Source organism: Streptomyces sp. CA-249302 (assembly GCF_050936785.1).
Classification (GTDB): Bacteria; Actinomycetota; Actinomycetes; order Streptomycetales; family Streptomycetaceae; genus Streptomyces.
This window is the reverse complement of sequence record NZ_JBNJMG010000001.1, coordinates 700,385-721,772: the sequence shown is the minus strand read 5'-3', so window position 1 is coordinate 721,772 and position 21,388 is coordinate 700,385. Positions and strand designations below refer to the sequence as shown.

Below are 21,388 nucleotides of genomic sequence, written 5' to 3'. Positions count from 1 at the left end.
GATGTTCAGCAGTTCCGTCGCGGACGCACCCCTGATCCGCGAGCCCCTCCACGCCCCCGTCGCCCACCTGATACGCGGCGGGGTCGTCGAGGGCATCCACTACGGCTCCGTCGTCGTCCTCGACGCCGGTGGCCAGGTCGAGTTCCAGCTCGGCGACATCGAGGCCGCGTTCTATCCCCGGTCGGCCCTCAAGCCGGTGCAGGCCGTCGCGATGGTCCGGGCCGGGCTGCCGCTCGACGGTGAGCTTCTCTCGCTCACCGCAGCCAGCCACTCCGGCGAGGAGCGGCACCTCGCCGGGACGCGGCGGATCCTCGAGCTCGCCGGGCTGAGCGAGGATCACCTGCGCAATGTGCCCGACATGCCGTTCGATCCGGTGGTTCGGGACGAGTGGGTGCGGGAGGGGCGGCAGCCCTCGCGGCTCGCGCAGAACTGCTCCGGCAAGCACGCGGCGATGCTGTACACGTGCGTGCTCAATGACTGGCCGCTCGAGGGCTGTCTCGACCCGGCGCATCCGCTGCAGCAGGCGATCGCCGAGATCGTCGAGGACCTCACCGGGCAGCGGATCGCCCAGGTGACCGTCGACGGGTGCGGGGCGCCTCTGTTCTCTGTGTCGCTGCACGGGCTTGCTCGTGCGGGTGCGCGGATCACCGCCGCCGCTCCTGGTACGCCGGAGGCGCGGGTGGCCGACGCGATGCGTTCGCACGCGGAGATGGCGTCCGGTGCGGGGCGGGACGTGGCCGCGCTGATGGCTGCTGTGCCGGGGCTGCTCGCCAAGGACGGCTTCGAGGGTGTGCAGGTTGCCGCGCTGCCTGATGGGCGGGCCGTTGCCGTGAAGATCGCGGACGGGGCCAATCGGGCGCGGATTCCGGTGGCTGCGGCGGCGTTGGCTCGGGCCGGGGTCGATGCGGGGCTGCTCACCGAGTTCGCCGGTGAGGCGCTGCTTGGGGGTGGGCGAGCGGTTGGGTGTGTGCGGCCGGTTCGTTCGCTCGAGCCGGTTGTGGTCTCGGCTTGCGCCTAGTGGGTCCCGCCGAGTTGTTGTTTCGCGGCTGCGGGTCCGTTGTGGCTGGTCGCGCAGTTCCCCGCGCCCCCAAAAGAAAAAGAAGGGGCGCGTCACTCAACCCTGTTGAAAGAGGATCCGTACCCTCATGACTCACGTCGTCAGCCGTAGCGAGCATGATCTGCTTGGTGATCGGGATGTTGCCGTAGACGCCTACTGGGGTGTGCACACCCTGCGTGCCACCGAGAACTTTCCCATCACCGGGACTCCGATCTCCGCGTATCCGCATCTGATCGACGCGCTGGCCGCCGTCAAGGAGGCCGCTGCTCTTGCCAACGAGGAGCTCGGGCTGCTTGAGCCCAAGAAGGCTGCCGCCATCGTCGAGGCCTGTCGGGAGATTCGGGACGGGAAGCTGCACGACCAGTTCGTGGTCGATGTGATCCAGGGGGGCGCGGGCACCTCGACCAACATGAACGCCAACGAGGTCGTCGCGAACCGGGCGTTGGAGTTGTTGGGGCACGCCAAGGGCGAGTACCAGTTCCTGCATCCCAATGAGGACGTCAATCTGGGGCAGTCGACCAATGACGTCTACCCGACCGCCGTCAAGGTGGCGACGGTGTTCGCGGTGCGTGGGTTGCTCAGGTCGATGGCTGTACTCCAGGACTCGTTCGCCCGCAAGGCCGTCGAGTTCCGCAATGTGCTCAAGATGGGCCGTACACAATTGCAGGACGCGGTGCCGATGACGCTCGGTCAAGAGTTCTCCGCGTATGCCGTCATGATTGACGAGGATCGCAACCGTCTTGACGAGGCCGTCCAGTTGATCCATGAAATCAACCTGGGGGCCACTGCCATCGGCACCGGGCTCAACGCCCCCGCCGGGTACGCCGAGTCCGCCCGCCGGCACCTCGCCGACATCACCGGGCTGCCGCTGGTCACCGCGGCCAACCTGGTCGAGGCCACGCAGGACTGCGGAGCGTTCGTCCAGATGTCCGGCGTGCTGAAGCGGATCGCCGTCAAGCTCAGCAAGAGCTGCAACGACCTGCGGCTGCTGTCGTCCGGGCCGCGTGCGGGCCTCGGTGAGATCAACCTGCCGCCCGTGCAGGCCGGTTCGAGCATCATGCCCGGCAAGGTCAACCCGGTGATCCCCGAGGTCGTCAACCAGGTCGCCTTCGAAGTCATCGGCAACGACGTCACCATCACCATGGCCGCCGAGGCGGGCCAGCTCCAGCTCAACGCCTTCGAGCCGATCATCCTGCACTCCCTGTCGGAGAGCATCACGCATCTGCAGGCCGCGTGCGTGACACTGGCCGAGCGGTGCGTGGACGGCATCACCGCCAACACAGAGGCACTGCGCGCGAGCGTCGAGAACTCGATCGGGCTGGTCACGGCGCTGAACCCGCACATCGGATACACGGCCGCCACCGACATCGCCAAGGAGGCCCTGGTCACCGGCCGTGGCGTGGCCGAACTGGTCCTGGAGAAGGGCCTGTTGCCCGCCGAAACACTCGCCGACCTGCTGCGGCCCGAGATCCTCGCGGGCAGCGGCTCGCCCCTGGTCTGAGTAGTCCCTGACCTGCGACGACGCGCCGGGACCGGCGCGGAGGCACAATGGTGATCATGACAATGACGTCGTCCCATTCCTTCCAGCCGGTCCTGGAGCGCATCGCCGAGGAGATCGAGCGCACCCCCGGCCGCGGCCGGCCCGCCGACTACATCCCGGCGCTCGCCGCCTGCGATCCGCGCCGCTTCGGCATGGCCGTCGCGGAGCTGGACGGCTCGGTGTACGGCGTGGGGGACTGGCGCGAGCCGTTCTCCACGCAGTCCATCACCAAGGTCTTCACCCTCGCCCTCGACCTGGCCCGCGAGGGCGACGAGCTCTGGGAGCACGTGGGCCGCGAACCCTCCGGCAACCCCTTCAACTCCCTGGTCCAGCTGGAGTACGAGAGCGGCATCCCGCGCAACCCGTTCATCAACGCGGGCGCGCTCGTCGTCACCGACCGCCTGCAGACCCGTACCGGAGACGCGGCCGGTGAACTGCTCAGCTTTCTGCGCACGGAGAGCGGCAACCCGGCTCTGGACTTCGACAAGGACGTCGCCGCCTCCGAGGCTGCCAACGGCGACCGCAACGCGGCGCTCGCCCACTTCATGGCGTCCTACGGCAACATCGACAACCCGATCCCGGCCCTGCTCGACCAGTACTTCCGGCAGTGCTCGATCACGGCCTCCTGCGCCGACCTGGCCCTGGCCACCGGCTTCCTGGCCCGCCACGGCATCCGCGCCGACGGCAGCCGGCTGCTCACCCGCAGCCAGGCCAAGCAGGTCAACGCGGTGATGCTGACCTGCGGGACGTACGACGCGGCGGGTGAGTTCGCCTACCGGGTTGGCCTGCCCGGCAAGAGCGGGGTGGGCGGCGGCATCATCGCGGTCGTGCCCGGACAGTGCACGCTGTGCGTGTGGGGCCCGGGACTGGACGAGCGCGGGAACTCGGTGGCGGGCGTGGCCGCCCTGGACCGCTTCACGACCCTCACCGGACTGTCGGTGTTCTGAGCCCGCCCGGTCAGTCCAGGAACCCGGTCAGCAGCGGCACCAGCAGCGAGGTGCGCCGCATCAGCGCCACGTGGGTCGTGGACGGCAGCACGGCCAGCTGCGCCTGCGGAATCAGCTCCCGCATCTCCGCCGCGTGCTCCACGCGTACGAAGTCGGCGTCGCCGACGACCAGGAGCGTGGGCGCGTCGAGTCCGCGCAGGTCGTCGGCGGTCCACGGCAGCGGCGCGTGGGCCGCGCCGGTGACCTTGCCGAGGAAGGCCTCGAAGTGCTCGGGGTGCGGTGCGACGGCCGCGTACGCGTCGGCCCACTCCTGGAAGTCCGCCTGGCTCGGCAGCCGGGGCGAGCTGTAGTCGGGTGTGCGGACGTCGTCGTGGTAGCCGTCCTGGTGATACTGCGTGGCGGCGAGCACGAGGCGCCCGACGCGCTCCGGGTGGCGTACCGCGACCTCGAGGGCGGTGAGCCCGCCCAGGCTGAAGCCGAGGAAGTCGGCCTGCTGGATGCCGAGTTCGTCGAGCAGCGCCACGACGTCCGTGGCGAGGTTCGCCACCGTGAGGTCGCGGTCGGTGTCGGCGGTGTGGCCGTGCCCCTGGAGTTCGGGCGCCACGACCCGCCGGTCGGCGGCCAGTGCGGGCAGCACGGCCGCGAAGGAGAGACCGACGGTGTGGACACCGCCGTGCAGCAGCGCCAGCGGGCGGCGCGTGGCGTCGGCGGGTCCGTGGACCTCGTAATACATCTCAAGACCGTTGACCTTGGCGTATCCGGAGCTGTTCGGCACTGCGATCACGTCCGTTCACAGGGGAGTCGGCTATGAAGGAGACCGGCCGGACCCGGCGAATTCATCGCTGCGACGGCGAGATCACACGCCGGTCACCCGCAGGTCCCTGCCCGGCGGTCGGCACGTCAATTTCCGGCCACCCGGCGTTGACACGCTTTCCGAGTGTTGGCCATGGCTTTTCCCGTCGATCTCCGCCGCTGTCAGGTGCTGGGCCTGGCCGGCACCGCCTTCCTCGCGCTCGGAGGTGAGACGGCCGGCGCCCTGCCCGTCGAAGAGCTCCTGGACCCCGCCAATGTGCGCGTGGCCCTGGGGCTGGTCGGCGCCTACTTCGGCGTCGTCCTCCTGATAGCCGCCTGGGTGCTGCTCGGGCGGCTCGTCCGCAGCGCCGAGCCGCCGACCCCACGCGCCCTGCTGCTGGTCCTGGCCGTGTGGGCGGCACCGCTGCTGCTCGCCCCGCCCCTGTTCAGCCGGGACGTCTACAGCTATCTCGCCCAGGGCGCCATGGTCGACGCCCACATGGACGTCTACGCCTACGGTCCCGCGCACCTCGGCGGCCCGCTCGCGAACGAGGTCCCGCCGCTGTGGCAGCACACGGGGACCCCGTACGGCCCGGTCTTCCTCGGCGTCGCGTCCGCCCTGTCGGGCCTGACCCGCGGCGAACTGCCGGCCGGACTCTTCGGAATGCGCCTGGTCGCCCTGCTCGGCGTGGCGCTGATGGCGGCGACCCTGCCCCGCCTCGCCCGCCACAGCGGCGCGGACCCCGCCCAGGCGCTCTGGCTCGGCGCCCTCAACCCGCTGGTGCTGCTGCATCTGGTCGCCGGCGCCCACAACGACGCGATCATGCTCGGACTGCTCGGCATGGGCCTGGTGGCCGCGCTCGGCCGGTGGCCGGTGATCGGGGCCGTGCTCGTCACCCTCGCCGCCCTCGTCAAGGCACCCGCCGTGCTCGGCCTCGCGGCGGTGATAGCGCTCCAGATCCGCGCGGGCCGCAGTCCGGTGCGCGCGGTGCTGACGACCGCCGCCGCGGCGGCCGCCACGACCGTGGCCGTCACCGCCGCGACCGGCACCGGATACGGCTGGATAGGAGCACTCAAGACCCCCGTGTCGCCCCACAACTGGGCCCTGACCAGCCTGCTCGGCCGGGCCACCGCCGCCCTGCTCACCAAGCTCGGCAGCGATCTGGCTCCGCTCGCCGTCCCGGCCTGGCAGGCCCTCGGCATGGCGGCCACCGGCGTCGCGATCCTCGTCATATGGAAGCGCAGGGGGCGCATCTCGCCCGTGTACGCGCTCGGTCTGAGCCTGGCCGCAGTGGTCGTCCTCGGCCCGGCGATCCGGCCCTGGTACGCCCTGTGGGGCCTGTTCCTCATCGCCGCCGCGGCACCCAACACATCGATACGGCGCCGACTGGCGATGGTCACGGGGGTGGTGGCGTTCCTCGCACTGCCGAGCGGGATGCCGGCCGGCACCGACGAACTGGTCCTGGCCGTCTCCGGCGGGCTGCTCGCCGTGGTCGTCCTGTGGCAGGCCCACCAGGCGGCCCAGGCCCCGGCAGTGGGACGTACCGCATGACCGGGCCCCGCACCGACCGCGGCCGCGTGCTGCTGATCCTCGGCCTCGCCACCGCCGTCACGGTCTTCACCGCGACCGTGCCGCTGCTGCGCGACTGGTTCGACCTGCGCGTCTACTACGGGGCCGTCAACACCTGGATGCACCACGGCGGACGGCTCTACGACTACCAGGTGCCCGGGACGACGTACGGCTTCACCTATCCGCCGTTCGCGGCCGTCAGCATGCTGCCGATGACCCTCGTCGGCCTGCACACCGCGATCGCCCTCGCCCTGCTGCTCAACCTGGCGGCCCTCGCGCTGGTCCTGCACTACCTGACCGAGGGCGCGTGGCGCCGCTACGGCTGGTACGGCTGTGCCCTGGGCGCCTGCGTCCTCGCTCTCTTCGAGCCCCTCCGCGACACCCTCAGCTTCGGGCAGGTCAACCTTCTGCTGCTGGCCCTCGTGCTGACCGACGCCTGGCTGCTGCGCACAGGCCGGGAACGCTGGGCGGGCGTCGGCATCGGCCTCGCGGTGGCGATCAAGCTGACGCCCGCGGTCTTCATCGGCCTGCTGCTGGTCGCCCGCCGGTGGCGCGCCGCCGCCGTGGCGACCGCCGTCACCGGCGCGGCGACCGGGCTCGCCGCCGTGGTGGCCCCGGACGCCTCGCGCTTCTACTGGACCGAGGCTCTGTGGGACACCAACCGGGTGGGCCGCCTCGACTACGTCTCCAACCAGTCGTTGCAGGGGATCCTGGCCCGCCTCGGCATCACCGACCGCCCGGTGTGGGCGCTGGCGGTGCTGCTGGTGCTCGGCGTCTGGGCATGGCGGTCCGGACGCGCGGTCGCCGCGGGTGACTGGGCGGCCGCCTTCGCGCTGACCGGCCTGACCGCCTGCCTGGTCAGCCCGATCACCTGGGTGCACCACCTGGTGTGGCTGCTCCCGTCCTTCGCCGTGCTGATCCGTACCGGGCACCCGCGCGTCGCGGGCACCCTATACACCGTGCTGTGCACCAGCGTGGTGTGGCTGTGGTTCCACGACGCCTCCGGCATCGACGGATTCCTGGGCAGCAACATCTACGCGTGGATCACCCTCGGCCTGCTGCTGTGGCTGCCGACCGGTCAACTCCCCGCAGCCCGTGCGGCCCTGGCCCGCAGCACCAGCGCCACCGCGCCCGCGCCGAGTGCGGCGGCAGCGGCGATGAATCCCGTCTCCGCCCAGCCCGGCCCGCCCTCCGGCGCGACCGCCGCGGCCACGGGAACGGCCTCCGGCCCCGGCCTCGGCCTGACCCGCAGCGCGTCCAAGGACCCCACCGGCGCGACCCGTCCGGCGGCCGCGAACCCCCAGTCGAGCAGGTCCCGGGCCTCCTCGTAGACGGTGAACCCGCCACCCGCCTGCGGGTTCATCACCGTGACGACCAGCGTGCGCCCGCCCCGGCGGGCCGCGGCGACGAGTGTGTTGCCGGCGTTGGTCGTGTAGCCGTTCTTGACACCGATCAGCCCGGGATACCGCTCGACGCCGTCCGCGCCGGTCAGCAGCCGGTTCGTGTTCGCGATCTCGTACGACCATCCGCCACCGCCGGGGAACTTCGCCTCGGCCGTGCCGCAGTACCGAGCGAAGTCCGCGTTGCGCAGGCCCGCCCGGCCGAACACCGCGAGGTCGTACGCCGACGACACCTGCCCCGGCGTGTCGTACCCGTCCGGCGACCGCACATGGGTGTCGCGGGCGCCGAGGGCACGCGCCTTCGCCTGCATCCGTACGGCCGTCGTACGCCACCCGCCGTTGAGCGCGGCGAGGACGTGCACGGCGTCGTTCCCGGAGTTGAGGAACACCCCGCGCCACAGGTCCGCGACCTGATACGTACGCCCTTCGGCGACCCCGACCAGGCTGCTGCCCGGCCCGATGCCCGCCAGTTCCGACTCCTTGACCGTGTGCCGGATGCCGGCCGGCAGGGCCGGCAGCACGGTGAGGGCGAACAGGGTTTTGAGCGTGCTGGCCGGCGGCAGTCTGCGGTGTGCGTCGTGCGCGGCCAGCACCTCGCCGGAACCGGCGTCGGCCACCAGCCAGGACAGCGCGGAGACGTCCGGCAGCCCGGGCACTCCGCGCTGCGCCCGCACCTGGGTGCCCGCTCGGTACAGCAACGACGCCTGCGGCACCGCCGTCCGCGTCCCGCCGGGCGGGGTGGGCTCCGTGCCCACGGCCGCCGCGACGGGAGTGAACGCGAGGACGCCCGCCGTGCAGAGCGCGCAGGTCGTGACGACAGCCCGGGATGAGAATCCGATAGTCATATCGTCAACGTAGGAATTGCTCCGGCGTACGCGGCGATGGCCGGGCCGGGGTGGGGGCGGGAGCACCCGGATGCCGCAGTGCCCTCGCGGGCGGCAGGCTGTTTCAGGTGGTGGGGCCGTCGCCCGTCACGATGTGGCCCGCGTCCTCCCCGACGGCGACGGCGCGTTCACCCGAGGCCTCGACGTCCGTCTGCTGAGCTGCGGGCGGGGTCTCACCGCCTCGGGCAGGAACAGCGGTGGCGGGAGCGGTCGCCCGGTCGCCGGTGATGATCACGCCCGCGCTGCCTCCTACGGCCACGGACCGTGTGCCGGAGGCCTTGACCGTGCGGGTCGGTACGGTGGCGCCGGCCGCCTGGAGTTCGGCCACCGCCTTTTCGAGGGCCTTCTTGAAGTCCGGGTCGTCGTCGGTGGCGTCCGCCAGGGAGTCCTCGAGGCGGCGGCGGGTTCGCTCGCTCAGCTCCTCGGAGCCGCCGTCGGCCTCCGAGATGGCCCTGGTGAGCGCGGGGTCCTCGCCCAGCTTCCCGCTGACGAGGTCGTGCAGCCGGTCCATCCCCGCGTCGATCGCGCGGTCGACCTCGGCGTCCGCCCGCGGCGCCGCCCGCCGCACCTTGCGTACGGCCCAGGCGAAGACGTATCCCACGGCGATCTCGATGCCGGTCACGGCGATTCCCCCTCGTGTCGGTGCCTTGCAGCAGCCACGGTATCCGTCCGGCCGTCAACTCCGCTGGGGCCACCGGTCATTCGGCGGGCAGCGTCGGCTGGATGCGGCGCAGGAACGTCGCGTTGTCGGGGGTGTCGCGCATGCGCTCCAGGAGGGTTTCCAGGCTGCCCTGGCCGTCCCGGGTCTGGAGCGCGCGCCGCAGGCCGCGTACGGCGGTCAACTCGGCGGGGGAGAGCAGGAGTTCCTCGCGGCGGGTGCCGGACGGGTTGATGTCGACGGCCGGGTAGACACGGCGGGAGGCGAGCTCGCGGTTGAGGCGGAGCTCCATGTTGCCGGTGCTCTTGAGCTCCTCGAAGAAGTAGTCGTCGGCGCGCGAACCGGTCTCCACGAGCGCGGTGGCGAGGATGGTGAGGGAGCCGCCCTCCTCGGCCAGGCGGGCGGCCCCGAAGAACCGTTTGGGTCCGAGCAGCGCGGTCGCGTCGACGCCGCCGCTGAGGGTACGGCCACCGGTGGCGGCCGCGTTGTTGTGCGCGCGGCACAGCCGGGTGAGCGAGTCGAGCAGGATGACGACGTCCTCGCCCGCCTCGACGAGCCGCTTGGCCCGCTCGATGACGAGCTCGGCGAGCGCGATGTGCTGCTTGGCGGGCCGGTCGAAGGTCGAGGCGTACACCTCGCCGCGCACGGAGCGCCGCATGTCGGTGACCTCCTCCGGGCGTTCGTCGAGCAGCACCACCATCAGGCGGCATTCGGGGTGGTTGCCCGCGACGGCGGCCGCGATCTGCTGGAGCAGCACGGTCTTGCCGGTCTTGGGCGGGGCCACGATGAGGCCGCGCTGGCCCTTGCCGACGGGGGTGATCAGGTCGGCGACGCGGCCGGTGAGGCCGGCCGCCGGGTGTTCGAGGCGGAGTCGCCGGTTCGGGTGCAGCGGCGTGAGGTCACGGAAGTGACGGCGGCCGCGCAGGTCCTCGGGCATGCGCCCGTTGACCCGTACGACCTCGGTCAGGGCGCGCCGGCCGTCGCGGACGCCTTCGACGAGGTCGCCCTTGCGCAGGCCGTGACGGCGGATCAGCGCGGAGGAGACCGAGGGGTCGGAGGACGAGGCCAGGAGGCTTTCGGCACGCAGGTGCCCCTTCCCGCCCGCGTCGATGTCGAGGACACCGGTGGCGATCTGGGTCTGGGGCTCTTGCTTCACAGGGGGTTCGAGTGTGGTGGTCATGGTGGGTTGGTCCTTTCGGTCCGTTCGAAGACGGATGGCATGAGACATGCGGGAGGGAGGAGAGAAGCCGCGACGGGAAGGCGGACATGCGCCTTCGGCGGCGGGAACAGCTGCCTCGGGGTACGGCACAGCTGTGCCGGTCACGAGGTGGAGCTGGAATGCCGGTGCACCGGCCGGGAAATCGGCGGGTGGGTCGGCGTACTGAAGGAGAACTGGCACCGGCGCCCTGACACGGGGCGTACACAAGTGCTAGCAGGACCGTACCACACGGAGTACGGCCTCAAACCGCTCAGCGAGTGGCGAGCAGACCGTACAGAAGCGGGATCCGGGGTTCCGGAAGGCGCCACCAGCCGGACGGCGTGCGGACCATCTGCGGCCAGCGCGGCCAAGGGAGCTCATCGCTCTCGCGCAGAGTCCGGATGGTCAGTCCTGCCCCGGTCAACGCGTTGACGACCTCGCTTATTCCGTGCATCCACTCGTAACTGTCCGTGGCGCCCTCCACGGCCGGACCGTCGGTGTACGTGTGCGTGGCATCGCGGTGCACGGGGCCGCCGCCGGCCAGGTAGTCGTGGCGCAGCAACAGCTCGGGACCCTCGCCCGGAGCGGGCTTCGGGCCCAGGGAGTTGAGGAGCGGGTGGAACTCGACGAGGTACAACCTGCCGCCAGGGCGCAGAAGTTGAGCCACGACGTCCGCCCAGCGGTCCAGGTCCGGGAGGTAGCACAGCGCACCTTTCCCGGTGTACACGACGTCGAACTGCCGCCCGTCCAGGGCCGGTACGGCATCGAACACATTGGCCTGTACGTAGTCCACGTCCAGGCCGGCCTTCACCGCGATGTCCCTCGCCGCGGCCACCGACGCCGCGGAGAAGTCGAGGCCGGTGGCCCGGGCGCCGCGCCGGGCGAAGGCGATCGTCTCGGTGCCGAGGTGGCACTGGAGGTGGAGCACGTCGCGGCCGGCCAGTTCACCGAGGTCGTCCCACTCGAAGGAGGCGAACCAGCGCTCCGGGTCGAGGTCCTGGTCGAGGCCGTAGAAGCGGCTGGCGAGGTGTACGGGGGTGCGGGCGTCCCAGTTCGCCTGGTTGGCCCGCATGAACCGCGTGTGCTCGTCGGTGCTCATGACGACATCCAACCCCGGACGGGCCTCGAATGGCGGGAAGAACTCCGGATCGGTCACGGTTGGCGTGGGACGGACGACCGTCGACGGGAAGGGCAAGTCATGCGCGCACTGATCGTGGACCCCGAGGCACCCGGGCGGCTGCGCCTGGGCGAGGCTCCGGATCCGGAGCCCGGACCGGGCCAGGTGCTGGTCGAGGTCGGCCACACCTCGCTGAACTCGGCCGAGCTGTGGTTCGCCCAGCAGGCGGCGCCCGGTGACGTGATCGGCTTCGACGCGGCCGGCGTCGTCGTGCGCGCCGCCGCGGACGGCAGCGGGCCCGCCGTCGGCAGCCGGGTCGTGGGCTTCGCGGAGGGCGGGGGCTTCGGCGCGCTGCGGGCCATGGACGTGGCCGACATCGCCGTCGTCCCGGCCGGCGTCGACCTGGGCGAGGCCGCCGCGCTGCCGGTCGCGGCGGGCACCGCGCTGCGGGCGCTGGAACAGGCGGGGCCGCTGCTCGGCCGCCGGGTGCTGGTGACGGGGGCGTCCGGCGGTGTGGGCGGGTTCGCGGTACAGCTCGCGGCGCTGGGCGGGGCACATGTCATCGGGGTGGCCGGGTCCGAGGACGGGCTGCGGTGGGTGTCGGAGCTCGGGGCGGACGAGGTGGTGGGCCGGGTCGACCAGGTGACAGAGCCGGTCGACGTCGTGGTCGACACGGTGGGCGGTGAACAACTCACCGCCGCGTACGGCCTGTTGGCGTCCGGCGGCAGCCTGCAGAGCATCGGCTGGGCCTCTGGACGGGAGGCCGTGCTGCCGGTCGGATCCACGCTCGGCAGCAAGGCGCCCAAGACGATCGTGTCGGTCTACAACGGCGGCGGACTCACCGACCGCCAGGCCCAGTTGGGGCGACTGCTCGCCCTGGTCGACGCCGGGAAGCTGCGCGTTCCGGTCGGCTGGCGCGGCCCCTGGGACAAGATCGCGGACGCGGTGGAGGCGCTGAGCGGGCGCAGGCTGCGGGGGAAGGCGGTCCTTGACGTGAGCTGACGCCGGGCTGCCGCCGGACGCGATCCCGCCGGCCCGGCTGGAGGCCACGGTCGCCCTGCCCGGGGCCGAACTCTCCCGTCACTCCAGCTTCGCCGGCAACAGCGTGCGGACGCTTCCGGCGCGCCTCGGGGCCCGAGCCGTATACCAGCCATACGAACCCCCGATGGCCCTTCGCTGACCTATTTCTTGTTCCGGCCCAACCCCCTACCTACTCTGCCATCACCGCACTCCGGCGGGCACGGGACAAGGGACTTGGGCAATCATGGGTCGACTGGCCGGGAAAATCGCTTTCATCAGTGGAACGGGGGCAGGAATAGGCAGGGCGGCGGCCCAGGTATTCGCCGCCGAAGGCGCCACCGTATTCGGCTGTGACATCGACGAGGACAGTGCGGCGGAAACCGTGGAACTCGTCGAGAAGGCCGGCGGAACCATGCGGTCCCTCGCGCCGGTCGACCTCTCCACCGAGGCCGGCGCGCGGGAGTGGATCGACGCCGGGATCGAGGCCTTCGGCGGGATCGACATCCTCTACAACAACGCCTCCGCCCTGCGGAACGGCCCGTTCGAGACGATGCCGGCCGAGGACTGGTACTTCACCATCAAGAACGAGCTGGACATCCCCTACTTCTGCACCCAGGCCGCCTGGCCGCACCTGATCGCGCGCGGCGGCGGGGCCGTCCTCAACGTCGCCTCGGTGGCCGCCGTACGCGGGGCCCCGTTCATGCCGATGGTGCCGCACGGCGCCGCCAAGGGCGGGGTGCTCGCGATGAGCAGGCACCTGTGCGCGGCCGGCGCCCCCCACCACATCCGCGTCAACACCATCGCCCCCGGCATGACCCGCACCTCGGCCACCGCCCCCTTCCTCGACGACCCGAACGGTCCCAAGGCCCACCTGGAGGCCCGCATCCCGGTCGGACGCGTCGGCGAACCGGAGGACATCGCGCGCGCCGCGGCCTTCCTCTGCTCCGACGAGGCCGCGTTCGTCAACGGCGCCAACCTCATGGTCGACGGCGGCGACAGCGCGATGGCGGGCTGAGATGACCGTGCGACTCGACCACGTGGGCGTCAACGTACGGGACCTGGAAGCCCAAACTGCCTGGTACAAAGCCGCGTTCGGCCTGAAGTCCGTCTTCGAGTTCCATGTCGAGGGCCCCGGACTGCGCGGCGTCGTCCTGGAGCATCCGCACGGCTGGCGTCTCGAACTGCTGGCCAGACCGGGCTCCGCACCGGGCCTGCGGGCCCCCGACCCGAAGACTGCCGTCCTCACCGAGGGATACGGCCACTTCGCGGTCACCACCCCCGAACTCGACCCCGTCCACGCGGCCTTGTTGGCGCACGGGGCGGGCGAGGCCGTAGCACCGGGGCCGTCCCCAGAGCCCGGTGTGCGCATGGCCTGGGTCACCGACCCCGAGGGAAATCTCATCGAACTCATAGAGCGACGGAGTACGGAATGACAAGCGTGCTGAAAAGACTCGACAGGGGAACCCTCATAGCCTGCTGTCTGGCCGTGGCCGCAGCGCAGATGTGCATTACCGTGCCCTCGCCCATCAACGGAGAAATCCAGGCCGCATTCGGCGCCTCCGGTTCCCAGGTGGCGTGGGTTACCTCCGCCTTCATTCTGCCCACCGCGATTCTGGAACTGAATTTCGGTGTGGTCGGCGACCTGTTCGGCCGGAAACGGCTCCTCGTCCTCGGCGGATTCATCCTGGCGCTCGGTGAGTTGTTGAACGCGACCTCCCAGAACGTCCAGATGCTGTGGATCGGCCAGGCGCTCGCCGGTATCGGTGCCGCCGCCCTCTTCCCCAGCTCTCTCGCGGTGATCGCGGCCGCCACCCCGGAGGAGAAGGACCGGGCCAAGGCCGTCTCCACGTGGGCGCTGAGCATCTCCCTCGCATCGGCCGTCGGTCCGCTGTCCTCCGGCATCCTCGCCACCGTCGCCGACTTCCGCTGGGCGTTCGTGCCGCCGGTCGTGCTCGGTCTCGCCGTCGGCGTCTCCAGCTGGTTCCTGGTCACCGACTCCAAGGCGCCCGAGGGCCGCGCCCTGGACTGGCCCGGCCAGATCACCGTCGCCGTCGGCCTCACCGCCCTGCTCTGGGGCATCATCGAGGGCGGCGAGCGCGGCTGGAGCAGCCCGGCGATCGTCGGCAGTCTGTCTCTCGCCGCCGTGGCCCTGATCTCGTTCGTGATCGCGGAGAGGCGCGCCGCGTCCCCGATGTTCAATCTCGACCTGCTGAAGATCCCTTCGTTCGCCGCGGCGGCCGTCGTCGCCCTGGCCGGCATGTTCGGCTTCATCGGGACCGCGTACTGCGTTTCCATCCGCCTCGGCGCGGTCATGCACCTGAGCGCGCTCAAGGCGGGCATGCCGTTCGTGATCCTCCAGCTGATCCCGCTGCTCCTCGCACCCGTGCTGAGCAAGATGCTGACCCGGGTGGAGCCGCGCTGGCTGCTGGTCGGCGGGCTGCTGCCGATGGCCGCCGGTCAGTTCTGGATCGCCGCCCTGCCCATCACCACCACCTCGCTGGCCGCCTTCATCGGCCCGGTGCTGCTGCTCGGCGTCGGCTTCATCTGCGTGGTCTCCTCGCTGACCTCGGCCGCCGTCAACGCCGTACCGATCAACATGACCGGAATGGCCTCGGGTGCGACCAGCCTGGTCCGCGAGTTCGGCCAGGGCCTCGGCCCCGCCGTGATCAGCACGGTCGCGATGAGCCTCGCCTCCTCGGCCCTGGTCGGCAAGCTCTCCGGAGCCGACGCGGGCATGGAGGCGGCGGCAGGGCCGCTCGCCGTCGTCAACGCCGGTAGCGACAGCGCCCGGGCCGCCGCCCAGGACGCCCTCGCCCACGGCATGGCGGTCGGCGTGGTGATCTGCGGCTGCGCCTCCCTCCTTGGCGCACTGGTCACGCTGCTGCTGGTCCGCAAGAACGCGGCCCGGTCGGCAGTGGGCGCGGGCGAACCGACGGTGCAGACGGCGTCGGCGTAGCACGCGCGGAAGGGAGAGGCCGGGGTCGCGGACCCCGGCCTCTCTCGTGTGTTCGGGGGTTCCGTCAGGCGTTCGGGTCGAACGGGATCCCCGACGGCATGGAGTGGGCGAGCGCGTAGGCGAAGTCGCCGTCCTTGATCTTGATCGTGGCGGCGCCGAAGTCCGCGCTCAGGAGCTTGTCGCGGAAGCCGGCCGGATAGCCGCCCCAGCCGACCAGCCGCGGGTAGAACCAGCCCCCGGTGGCGTTCTCCGGCGGTTCGTCATTGCTGTTGGCGAAGCGGAAGCAGTGGGTCGAGACACCGTCCTTGTGGTAGACGACCTTGGGATGGGTGCCGTCGAAACGCACCGACGAGCGGGCCGCCACCTGGTAGCCGCTGTGCTGCGACACCGACACGTACTGGACCTCGTTGCCGCTGATCCACACCACGACGTGCTCCCAGTCGTGCGTGTGACCGATCGCCGCCGGGCCGAGGGTGGCCTGGTCCTTCTCGAAGTAGCTGGCGTACATCACCGCGCACCAGCCGTTGTTGCACTTCTCCCGCGAGTAGGTGTTGGCGTTGGCCAGTTGCGCGTAGTCGTGGCAGTGCCCGTTGACGTCGCCGCCGAGCTTCAGCCCGGGATTGATCGTGCCGTCGGCACCGATCGCGGCCGTCGCGTAGCAGCCGTCGCCGTCGTAGTCGTAGGCCGGGGAGAAGCTCTGCTCCAGGCCGTCGGCGTTCTGCGGCAGCAGTTGCAGCACGTTGGCGTGGGCACTCGCCGGCACCGCGACGACGAGCGTCAGGGCACCGAGGACACCGAGCAGCCCCTTGGTGAGAGACCTCAGGTTTCGCATCGCAACTCCTGCGTCAGCAGTAGAGGTTGTTGCCGGGGCTGACACCGAGGACGGCGGTGAAGCGCTGGTAGGCGTCGACGCGGCTCTGTACCTGGGCGGGGTTCTTCCCGTCGCACTCGAGGGAGCCGTTGATGGAGCGGATGGTCTGGCCGAAGCCGGCGGAGTTGACCATGGCGTTGTGCGGGGTCATGGTGCCGGGGCCGGTCTGGGTGTTCCAGTACCACAGGCCGGTCTTCCAGGCCACGGACGCGTTCTGCTCCACCTGCCAGGGGTTGTTGAGCAGATCGATGCCCAAGGCGTCGCCCGCGGCCTTGTAGTTGAAGTTCCACGACAGCTGGATGGGCCCGCGTCCGTAGTAGGCGGCCTGTCCGGCCGGGCAGCCGTACGGCTGGTTCCAGTCGCAGTAGGTCGGATAGTTGGCGGTGTTCTGCTCGACGACGTAGACCAGACCGCCGGTCTCGTGGTTGACGTTGGCCAGGAAGGCCGCCGCCTCCTGCTTCTTCACGGTGTCCGAGCCCGTGTTGGCGAACCCCGGGTAGGCGGACAGGGCGGCGGTCAGTCCGCTGTAGGTGTAGAACGAATTCCGGTTCGGGAACATCTGGTTGAACTGCGACTCGCTCACCACGAAGCCCGACGGATTCCCGCCGCCACCGCCGCCCGCCGGCGCGTTCCACTTCTGGTTCGCGGTGCCCGCGCACGTCCAGATCTGCAACCGTGTGCCGTTGGCGCTGTTGTTGTCGCGCACGTCCAGGCACTTGTTGGCGGCCGGGTTCACGATGTCGTTGGCGCCGGACACCACCCACTGCTGGTTGGCACCGCCCGAGCAGTCCCACAGCTGTACGGCGGCCCCGTCGGCGGTGCTCCGGTCGACCACGTCGAGACACTTGCCGAGCGCGCGCAGGGTGCCGTCGCCCGGGTTGGACCAGATCTGGGCGTTGGTCCCGTTGCAGTCGTAGAGCTGTACGGCCGTCCCGTTGGCGCTGTTCGCGCCCGCCACGTCGACGCACTTGCCGGCCAGCCCGGTGATCCGGCCGTCCGCCGCGAGGGCGGGCGTGGCGTTCAACAGCGCGGTGATCAGGGCGACGAGAGCAGCGACGACGGCTATGCGTCTGAGCCGGAACAGGGTGAGGTGGGGGGTGGGCATGGTGGACCTCGCTCCTTGGCAGGGTGCGGAAGGTGAGGGAGAGGTGTCAGCTGGTCCAGACCATGGCAGTTCCGTCGGGTAGCGTCAACACTTAAGGAAAGGAATGAAGTTGATGGCCGGAACCAGGGGTCGCATCGTGGGGCATGACGAACCCGGGTGCTACGACCACGTGTTGAGGAGGCCGGCGTGAAGTGGACGGGCGCGCGCTACACGGACAAGCCCACGGTCGAGGTGCGGACCTGGATCGACGCTCCGCCCGAGCGGGTGTGGGCGCTCGTCTCGGACATCGGGCTGATGCCGCGCACGAGCCCGGAACTCCAGTCGGTCGAGTGGCTCGACGGCGCCACCGGACCCGCGGTCGGTGCTCGTTTCCTCGGCCGCAACAAGCACCAGGCGCTCGGCGAGTGGGCCACCACCTCGCACGTCATCGAGTACGAACCGGGCCGTGTCCTCGCCTGGGCGGTACAGGACCCCGCCGAACCGATGGCCGTCTGGCGCCTGAGGCTGCACGAGGGAGACGGCGGCACCGAGCTGTCGGAGTGGATGCAGCTGGGCCCCGGCCGCTCCGGGCTCTCCCCGGCCATCGACCGGATGCCGGAGAAGGAGCAGCAGATCATCTTCGTACGGCTGCGGGAGATCGAGCAGAACATCACCGCCACCCTGAACCACATCAAGCGGCTGGCGGAGACCCGCTGATGCGCACCGCGACCACGGTCGAGGCCTCCGGCGGCGAACACTGGTCGCGGCAGGCCGACTTCGTCGTCGAGGCCGAGAAACTCGGACTGGACGTCTGCTGGGTGGCCGAGGCCTGGGGCTCCGACGCGCCCTCCGCGCTCGGGTTCTACGCGGCCCGCACCGACCGCATGCTGCTCGGCTCCGGCGTCATCCAGGTCGGCACCCGCACCCCGGTGGCCGTCGCCCAGACCGCGATCACGCTCTCCAACCTCTCCGGCGGACGCTTCCTGCTGGGCCTCGGGGCGTCCGGACCGCAGGTGATGGAGGGGCTGCACGGCGTCCCCTTCGCCCGGCCACTCGCCCGCGTCCGGGAGACCGTGGAGATCGTGCACCGCGTCCTCGACGGCGGCAAACTCGCCTACTCCGGCGGGGAGTTCACCATCCCGCTGCCCGGCGGCGACGCCGTCCCGATGCGCCTGTCGACACGGGCCGAGCACGCCGTCCCCGTCTACCTCGCCGCTCTCTCCCCGGCCATGCTGCGGCTGACCGGCGAGCTCGCCGACGGCTGGCTCGGCACCAGCTTCGTGCCCGAGGGGGCGGGCGACGCCTACTTCGCCCACCTCGACGAGGGCCTCGCCCGACGCGACCGCGACCGTGCCGAACTGGACGTCTGCCAGGGCGCCGAGGTCGCCTTCGCCGCCGACGAGGACGCGCTGGCCGCGATGGTCGCCGGACGCAAGAAGGAACTGGCCTTCAGCCTCGGCGGCATGGGCTCCGCGTCCACCAACTTCTACAACAACGCCTACAGCCGCCAGGGTTGGGCCGAGCCGGCCGCCGAGGTGCGCGAGCGCTGGCAGGCGGGGGACCGGGACGGGGCGGCCGCCCTCGTCACCGACGAGATGGTGCTGGCCACGACCCTCATCGGCACCGAGCCGATGGTGCGCGCACGGCTGCGCGTGTGGCGGGACGCGGGCGTGGACACCGTACGCCTGTATCCGGCCGGAGGAACTCTGGACGCCCGCCTTGCCACGCTGGCCCGGGCGATCGAGCTGGTACGGGAGATCGACGGCACGTCGTGAGGCCGTCCGGGGCGGATTCGGTGGTGGTGTCGATTCGGGCGGGTCCCGTTCGTCGGTGGGGTGTAGGAAGCTCATGACGACCTGGAGGACTCATGAAGTACATGCTGCTCGTCTGCGGCGACGACACCGCCGACGCCTCGGACATGCCCCCTGTCGAACCCTGGGTGGAGGACCTCGGCGACCGCGGCACGAGGCTGCACGGCCACCGGCTGGCCCTGCCCTCGGAGGCCGTCACCGTGCGGGTGCGTGACGGCGAGGTGCTCCGCACCGACGGACCGTTCGCGGAGACCAAGGAGTACGTCGCCGGGTTCGACGTCCTGGAGTGCGACAGCCTGGAGGAGGCGGTGCAGGCCGCCGCCCGGCATCCCGTCGCCACCGTCGGTGCCATGGAGGTACGGCCCTTCTGGCCGATGTGGGACGAGGAGGACGCCGAGACGGCCGTCCGCGGGCTCGACGCGGAGCTCACCGAGGCGGCCCGGGAGCGGGACGTCGAGCGGATGCTGGCGTGCTACGCGCCCGACGCGGAGGTCTTCGGCGGCTACCGTGCGCACCGCGGTCTCGACGCCTACCGCAAGGCCGTCGACGAGATGCTCGCGGACACCAAGGGGCCGGTGATCCGCGAGGTGCTGGAGCTGACCGTCCGCACCGACGAGAGCATCGCCTTCTCCCATGCCCGTATCCGCATGCGTGCCACCCGCGCCGACGGCACCCCGCTGGACGACGTACTACGTGTCACCACCGGATACCGCGATCTCGGTCTGCGCTGGGCGATCGTCCACGAACACTCCACCCTCCTGCCCGAGACCGAGGACCCGGAGGAGGCGTGATGAAGTACGCCCTGCTGCTGTGCTCCCCGGTCGGGGGCGAGGAGCGGAGCCCGGCGGAGCACACCGGCGACCCGCGGTTCGCCGCGTACCTTGCGGCGGCGGGTCGTGTGACCGGCGGCGCACGGCTGCGGCCGCCGGCCGATGCCACCACCGTGCGCGTCCGGGGCGACGAAGTGCTGCTCAGCGACGGGCCGTTCGCGGAGACCAAGGAGTACATCGCGGGCATCGACTTCATCGACGTGGCAGACCTCGACGAGGCGATCGCGCTGGCCGCACGGCATCCGGCCGCCTCCGACGGTGGTTCGGTCGAGGTGCGGCCGGTCTGGGAGTGATCGCCACGGACGAGGTCGAGGCGGCCGTCGCCGCCGCCTTCCGCGAGGAATGGGGCCAGGTCGTCGCCACCCTGATCCGGGTGACCGGCGACTGGGACCTCGCCGAGGAGTCCGCGCAGGACGCCTTCGCCCAGGCCCTGGACCGGTGGCGGCGCGACGGCATCCCGCGCCGCCCCGGCGCCTGGCTGACCACGACCGCCCGCAACCGCGCCCTCGACGTACTGCGCCGGGAGGCGGTCGGGGCGGCGAAACTGCGGGAGGCAGCGGTGCCGGCGCGGGACGAGGGGCCGTACGACCCGGAGTACGACGGTGACGACAGCGGTGTCCAGGACGACCGGCTGCGGCTGATCTTCACCTGCTGTCATCCCGCCCTGCCCATCGAGGCCAGGGTCGCGCTGACCCTGCGCACCCTCGCCGGACTCACCACGCCGGAGATCGCCCGCGCCTTCCTCGTCCCCGAGGCGACGATGGCGCAGCGCCTGGTGCGCGCCAAGAAGAAGATCCGCAACGCCGGCATCCCCTACCGCGTGCCACCCGCCCACCTCCTGCCCGAACGCACCACGGGCGTACTCGCCGTCCTCTATCTCCTCTTCAACGAGGGTTACGCCGCCTCGACCGGCGCCGACCTCGTCCGCACCGACCTCTGCGCGGAGGCCGTCCGCCTCGCGCGCGTGCTGGCCCGTCTGATGCCCGACGAACCCGAGGTGCTCGGCCTGCTCGCCCTTCTGCTGCTGCACGACGCGCGGCGGCACACGCGCGTGGACGCGGCCGGTGAACTGGTCACCCTGGAGGACCAGGACCGCACCGCCTGGGACCGCGCCGACATCGACGAGGGCACCGGGCTCCTGGAGACGACACTGCGCCGCGGCAGGCCCGGCCCGTACCAGATCCAGGCTGCCATCGCCGCCTGCCACACCAGCGCCCGCACGGCGGACGAGACCGACTGGGCCGACATCGCGGGCCTGTACGGCGAGCTCGCCCGTTTCGTGCCCTCGGCCGTGGTCCGCCTCAACCGTGCGGTGGCCGTCGGCATGTCCGAGGGCCCGGACGCCGGACTCGCGCTGCTCGCCGAGCTGGCGGGGGAGGGCGACCTGGCCGACTACCACCTGCTGCCCGCCACCCGCGCCGACCTGCTGCGACGGGCCGGACGTACGAAGGAGGCGGCCGAGGCGTACGAGCGGGCGCTGGAACTGGTGGAGAACGAGGCCGAGCGGAGATTCCTGGAGAAGCGGCTCGCGGAGTGTCGATCGGCCTAGATCCCGTTCGTCGGTGGGGTGAAACGACCCACGACACAGGAGATCCCGATGACCGCTCAGGCTCGCAGACTGGTTCGTCAGACCCTCGCGGCACTTCTCGGCGC

20 protein-coding genes and 1 pseudogene are annotated in these 21,388 nt (G+C 71.2%); 14 read left to right on the top strand and 7 right to left on the bottom strand.

The window, feature by feature from the left end; genetic code table 11:
• Position 1 precedes the first annotated feature (1 nt).
• The 3 genes from ACQEWB_RS03255 to ACQEWB_RS03245 all read left to right on the top strand — a co-directional run bounded on the left by ACQEWB_RS03255 (position 2) and on the right by ACQEWB_RS03245 (position 3,544).
• Entirely contained in the window at positions 2 to 1,018 is a 1,017-nt protein-coding gene (locus tag ACQEWB_RS03255; RefSeq protein WP_432826807.1) for an asparaginase, read from the top strand.
• Positions 1,019 to 1,145: 127 nt separating this feature from the next.
• Positions 1,146 to 2,558: an aspartate ammonia-lyase gene (aspA, locus tag ACQEWB_RS03250; RefSeq protein WP_432826805.1), complete on the top strand. Its 1,413-nt coding sequence runs from the start codon at positions 1,146 to 1,148 to the stop codon at positions 2,556 to 2,558.
• 47 nt (positions 2,559 to 2,605) lie between these two features.
• Positions 2,606 to 3,544 carry a glutaminase gene (locus tag ACQEWB_RS03245; protein ID WP_432826803.1) on the top strand — a complete coding sequence of 313 codons (939 nt, stop codon included), beginning with the start codon at positions 2,606 to 2,608 and terminating at the stop codon, positions 3,542 to 3,544.
• Positions 3,545 to 3,554: 10 nt separating this feature from the next.
• Here ACQEWB_RS03245 and ACQEWB_RS03240 read toward each other — a convergent pair whose 3' ends face one another.
• On the bottom strand, positions 3,555 to 4,328 hold the full coding sequence (locus tag ACQEWB_RS03240; protein ID WP_432826801.1) for an alpha/beta fold hydrolase: 774 nt from the start codon (positions 4,326 to 4,328) through the stop codon (positions 3,555 to 3,557).
• 162 nt (positions 4,329 to 4,490) lie between these two features.
• Between ACQEWB_RS03240 and mptB the strand changes: the two genes are divergently transcribed.
• The gene (gene mptB, locus ACQEWB_RS03235) at positions 4,491 to 5,888 is read left to right on the top strand and encodes a polyprenol phosphomannose-dependent alpha 1,6 mannosyltransferase MptB (RefSeq protein WP_432826799.1); all 1,398 of its coding nucleotides are present in this window, start codon (positions 4,491 to 4,493) and stop codon (positions 5,886 to 5,888) included.
• Complete coding sequence (locus ACQEWB_RS03230) at positions 5,885 to 7,237, top strand: glycosyltransferase 87 family protein (protein WP_432826797.1); 1,353 nt, start codon at positions 5,885 to 5,887, stop codon at positions 7,235 to 7,237. Before mptB ends, ACQEWB_RS03230 begins: the two co-directional genes overlap by 4 nt.
• 83 nt (positions 7,238 to 7,320) lie before the next feature.
• Here ACQEWB_RS03230 and ACQEWB_RS03225 read toward each other — a convergent pair.
• From ACQEWB_RS03225 to ACQEWB_RS03210, 4 genes and pseudogenes are all read right to left on the bottom strand, one after another.
• Positions 7,321 to 8,151: pseudogene (locus ACQEWB_RS03225) on the bottom strand (D-alanyl-D-alanine carboxypeptidase family protein); the annotation flags it as partial.
• 103 nt (positions 8,152 to 8,254) lie between these two features.
• A complete protein-coding gene (locus tag ACQEWB_RS03220; RefSeq protein WP_432826795.1) occupies positions 8,255 to 8,812 on the bottom strand; it encodes a hypothetical protein in 558 nt (185 codons plus the stop codon).
• Between the two features lie 76 nt (positions 8,813 to 8,888).
• A complete protein-coding gene (gene rho / locus ACQEWB_RS03215) occupies positions 8,889 to 10,028 on the bottom strand; it encodes a transcription termination factor Rho (RefSeq protein ID WP_432826793.1) in 1,140 nt (379 codons plus the stop codon).
• A 289-nt stretch (positions 10,029 to 10,317) separates the two neighbouring features.
• On the bottom strand, positions 10,318 to 11,145 hold the full coding sequence (locus ACQEWB_RS03210; protein WP_432826791.1) for a class I SAM-dependent methyltransferase: 828 nt from the start codon (positions 11,143 to 11,145) through the stop codon (positions 10,318 to 10,320).
• A gap of 99 nt (positions 11,146 to 11,244) precedes the next feature.
• Between ACQEWB_RS03210 and ACQEWB_RS03205 the strand changes: the two genes are divergently transcribed.
• From ACQEWB_RS03205 to ACQEWB_RS03190, 4 genes are all read left to right on the top strand, one after another.
• Positions 11,245 to 12,165, top strand: coding sequence for a zinc-binding dehydrogenase (locus ACQEWB_RS03205; RefSeq protein ID WP_432826789.1), 921 nt, complete (start codon positions 11,245 to 11,247; stop codon positions 12,163 to 12,165).
• Between the two features lie 262 nt (positions 12,166 to 12,427).
• Positions 12,428 to 13,198: an SDR family NAD(P)-dependent oxidoreductase gene (locus ACQEWB_RS03200; protein ID WP_432826787.1), complete on the top strand. Its 771-nt coding sequence runs from the start codon at positions 12,428 to 12,430 to the stop codon at positions 13,196 to 13,198.
• Between the two features lies 1 nt (position 13,199).
• Complete coding sequence (locus ACQEWB_RS03195) at positions 13,200 to 13,616, top strand: VOC family protein (RefSeq protein WP_432826785.1); 417 nt, start codon at positions 13,200 to 13,202, stop codon at positions 13,614 to 13,616.
• Positions 13,613 to 15,139 carry an MFS transporter gene (locus ACQEWB_RS03190; protein WP_432826783.1) on the top strand — a complete coding sequence of 509 codons (1,527 nt, stop codon included), beginning with the start codon at positions 13,613 to 13,615 and terminating at the stop codon, positions 15,137 to 15,139. The genes ACQEWB_RS03195 and ACQEWB_RS03190 overlap by 4 nt, the downstream gene beginning before the upstream one ends.
• A 64-nt stretch (positions 15,140 to 15,203) precedes the next feature.
• Here ACQEWB_RS03190 and ACQEWB_RS03185 read toward each other — a convergent pair whose 3' ends face one another.
• Both ACQEWB_RS03185 and ACQEWB_RS03180 read right to left on the bottom strand, forming a co-directional pair.
• Positions 15,204 to 15,971, bottom strand: a complete 768-nt coding sequence (locus ACQEWB_RS03185) for an NPP1 family protein (RefSeq protein ID WP_432826781.1) — start codon at positions 15,969 to 15,971, stop codon at positions 15,204 to 15,206.
• Between the two features lie 13 nt (positions 15,972 to 15,984).
• Entirely contained in the window at positions 15,985 to 17,115 is a 1,131-nt protein-coding gene (locus ACQEWB_RS03180) for a glycoside hydrolase family 19 protein (RefSeq protein ID WP_432826779.1), read from the bottom strand.
• 186 nt (positions 17,116 to 17,301) lie between these two features.
• On the opposite strand from ACQEWB_RS03180, the gene ACQEWB_RS03175 reads away from it, so the two are divergent.
• From ACQEWB_RS03175 to ACQEWB_RS03155, 5 genes are all read left to right on the top strand, one after another.
• Positions 17,302 to 17,811: an SRPBCC family protein gene (locus tag ACQEWB_RS03175; protein WP_432826777.1), complete on the top strand. Its 510-nt coding sequence runs from the start codon at positions 17,302 to 17,304 to the stop codon at positions 17,809 to 17,811.
• Entirely contained in the window at positions 17,811 to 18,869 is a 1,059-nt protein-coding gene (locus ACQEWB_RS03170) for an LLM class flavin-dependent oxidoreductase (protein WP_432826775.1), read from the top strand. The genes ACQEWB_RS03175 and ACQEWB_RS03170 overlap by 1 nt, the downstream gene beginning before the upstream one ends.
• Before the next feature lie 92 nt (positions 18,870 to 18,961).
• Positions 18,962 to 19,696, top strand: a complete 735-nt coding sequence (locus ACQEWB_RS03165) for a nuclear transport factor 2 family protein (protein ID WP_432826773.1) — start codon at positions 18,962 to 18,964, stop codon at positions 19,694 to 19,696.
• A complete protein-coding gene (locus tag ACQEWB_RS03160; RefSeq protein ID WP_432826771.1) occupies positions 19,696 to 20,028 on the top strand; it encodes a YciI family protein in 333 nt (110 codons plus the stop codon). Before ACQEWB_RS03165 ends, ACQEWB_RS03160 begins: the two co-directional genes overlap by 1 nt.
• Positions 20,025 to 21,284 (top strand): RNA polymerase sigma factor, encoded by a 1,260-nt coding sequence (locus ACQEWB_RS03155; protein ID WP_432826769.1) that lies wholly within the window; start codon positions 20,025 to 20,027, stop codon positions 21,282 to 21,284. The genes ACQEWB_RS03160 and ACQEWB_RS03155 overlap by 4 nt, the downstream gene beginning before the upstream one ends.
• Positions 21,285 to 21,388 lie beyond the last annotated feature (104 nt).

Bases quoted from the DNA above. Each gene is read 5' to 3' on its own strand.
- ACQEWB_RS03255 (WP_432826807.1), top strand. From the start codon at position 2: ATGTTCAGCAGTTCCGTCGCGGACGCACCCCTGATCCGCGAGCCCCTC.
- aspA (WP_432826805.1), top strand. From the start codon at position 1,146: ATGACTCACGTCGTCAGCCGTAGCGAGCATGATCTGCTTGGTGATCGG.
- ACQEWB_RS03245 (WP_432826803.1), top strand. From the start codon at position 2,606: ATGGTGATCATGACAATGACGTCGTCCCATTCCTTCCAGCCGGTCCTG.
- mptB (WP_432826799.1), top strand. From the start codon at position 4,491: ATGGCTTTTCCCGTCGATCTCCGCCGCTGTCAGGTGCTGGGCCTGGCC.
- ACQEWB_RS03230 (WP_432826797.1), top strand. From the start codon at position 5,885: ATGACCGGGCCCCGCACCGACCGCGGCCGCGTGCTGCTGATCCTCGGC.
- rho (WP_432826793.1), bottom strand. From the start codon at position 10,028: ATGACCACCACACTCGAACCCCCTGTGAAGCAAGAGCCCCAGACCCAG.
- ACQEWB_RS03210 (WP_432826791.1), bottom strand. From the start codon at position 11,145: ATGAGCACCGACGAGCACACGCGGTTCATGCGGGCCAACCAGGCGAAC.
- ACQEWB_RS03205 (WP_432826789.1), top strand. From the start codon at position 11,245: ATGCGCGCACTGATCGTGGACCCCGAGGCACCCGGGCGGCTGCGCCTG.
- ACQEWB_RS03200 (WP_432826787.1), top strand. From the start codon at position 12,428: ATGGGTCGACTGGCCGGGAAAATCGCTTTCATCAGTGGAACGGGGGCA.
- ACQEWB_RS03195 (WP_432826785.1), top strand. From the start codon at position 13,200: ATGACCGTGCGACTCGACCACGTGGGCGTCAACGTACGGGACCTGGAA.
- ACQEWB_RS03190 (WP_432826783.1), top strand. From the start codon at position 13,613: ATGACAAGCGTGCTGAAAAGACTCGACAGGGGAACCCTCATAGCCTGC.
- ACQEWB_RS03185 (WP_432826781.1), bottom strand. From the start codon at position 15,971: ATGCGAAACCTGAGGTCTCTCACCAAGGGGCTGCTCGGTGTCCTCGGT.
- ACQEWB_RS03180 (WP_432826779.1), bottom strand. From the start codon at position 17,115: ATGCCCACCCCCCACCTCACCCTGTTCCGGCTCAGACGCATAGCCGTC.
- ACQEWB_RS03170 (WP_432826775.1), top strand. From the start codon at position 17,811: ATGCGCACCGCGACCACGGTCGAGGCCTCCGGCGGCGAACACTGGTCG.
- ACQEWB_RS03165 (WP_432826773.1), top strand. From the start codon at position 18,962: ATGAAGTACATGCTGCTCGTCTGCGGCGACGACACCGCCGACGCCTCG.
- ACQEWB_RS03160 (WP_432826771.1), top strand. From the start codon at position 19,696: ATGAAGTACGCCCTGCTGCTGTGCTCCCCGGTCGGGGGCGAGGAGCGG.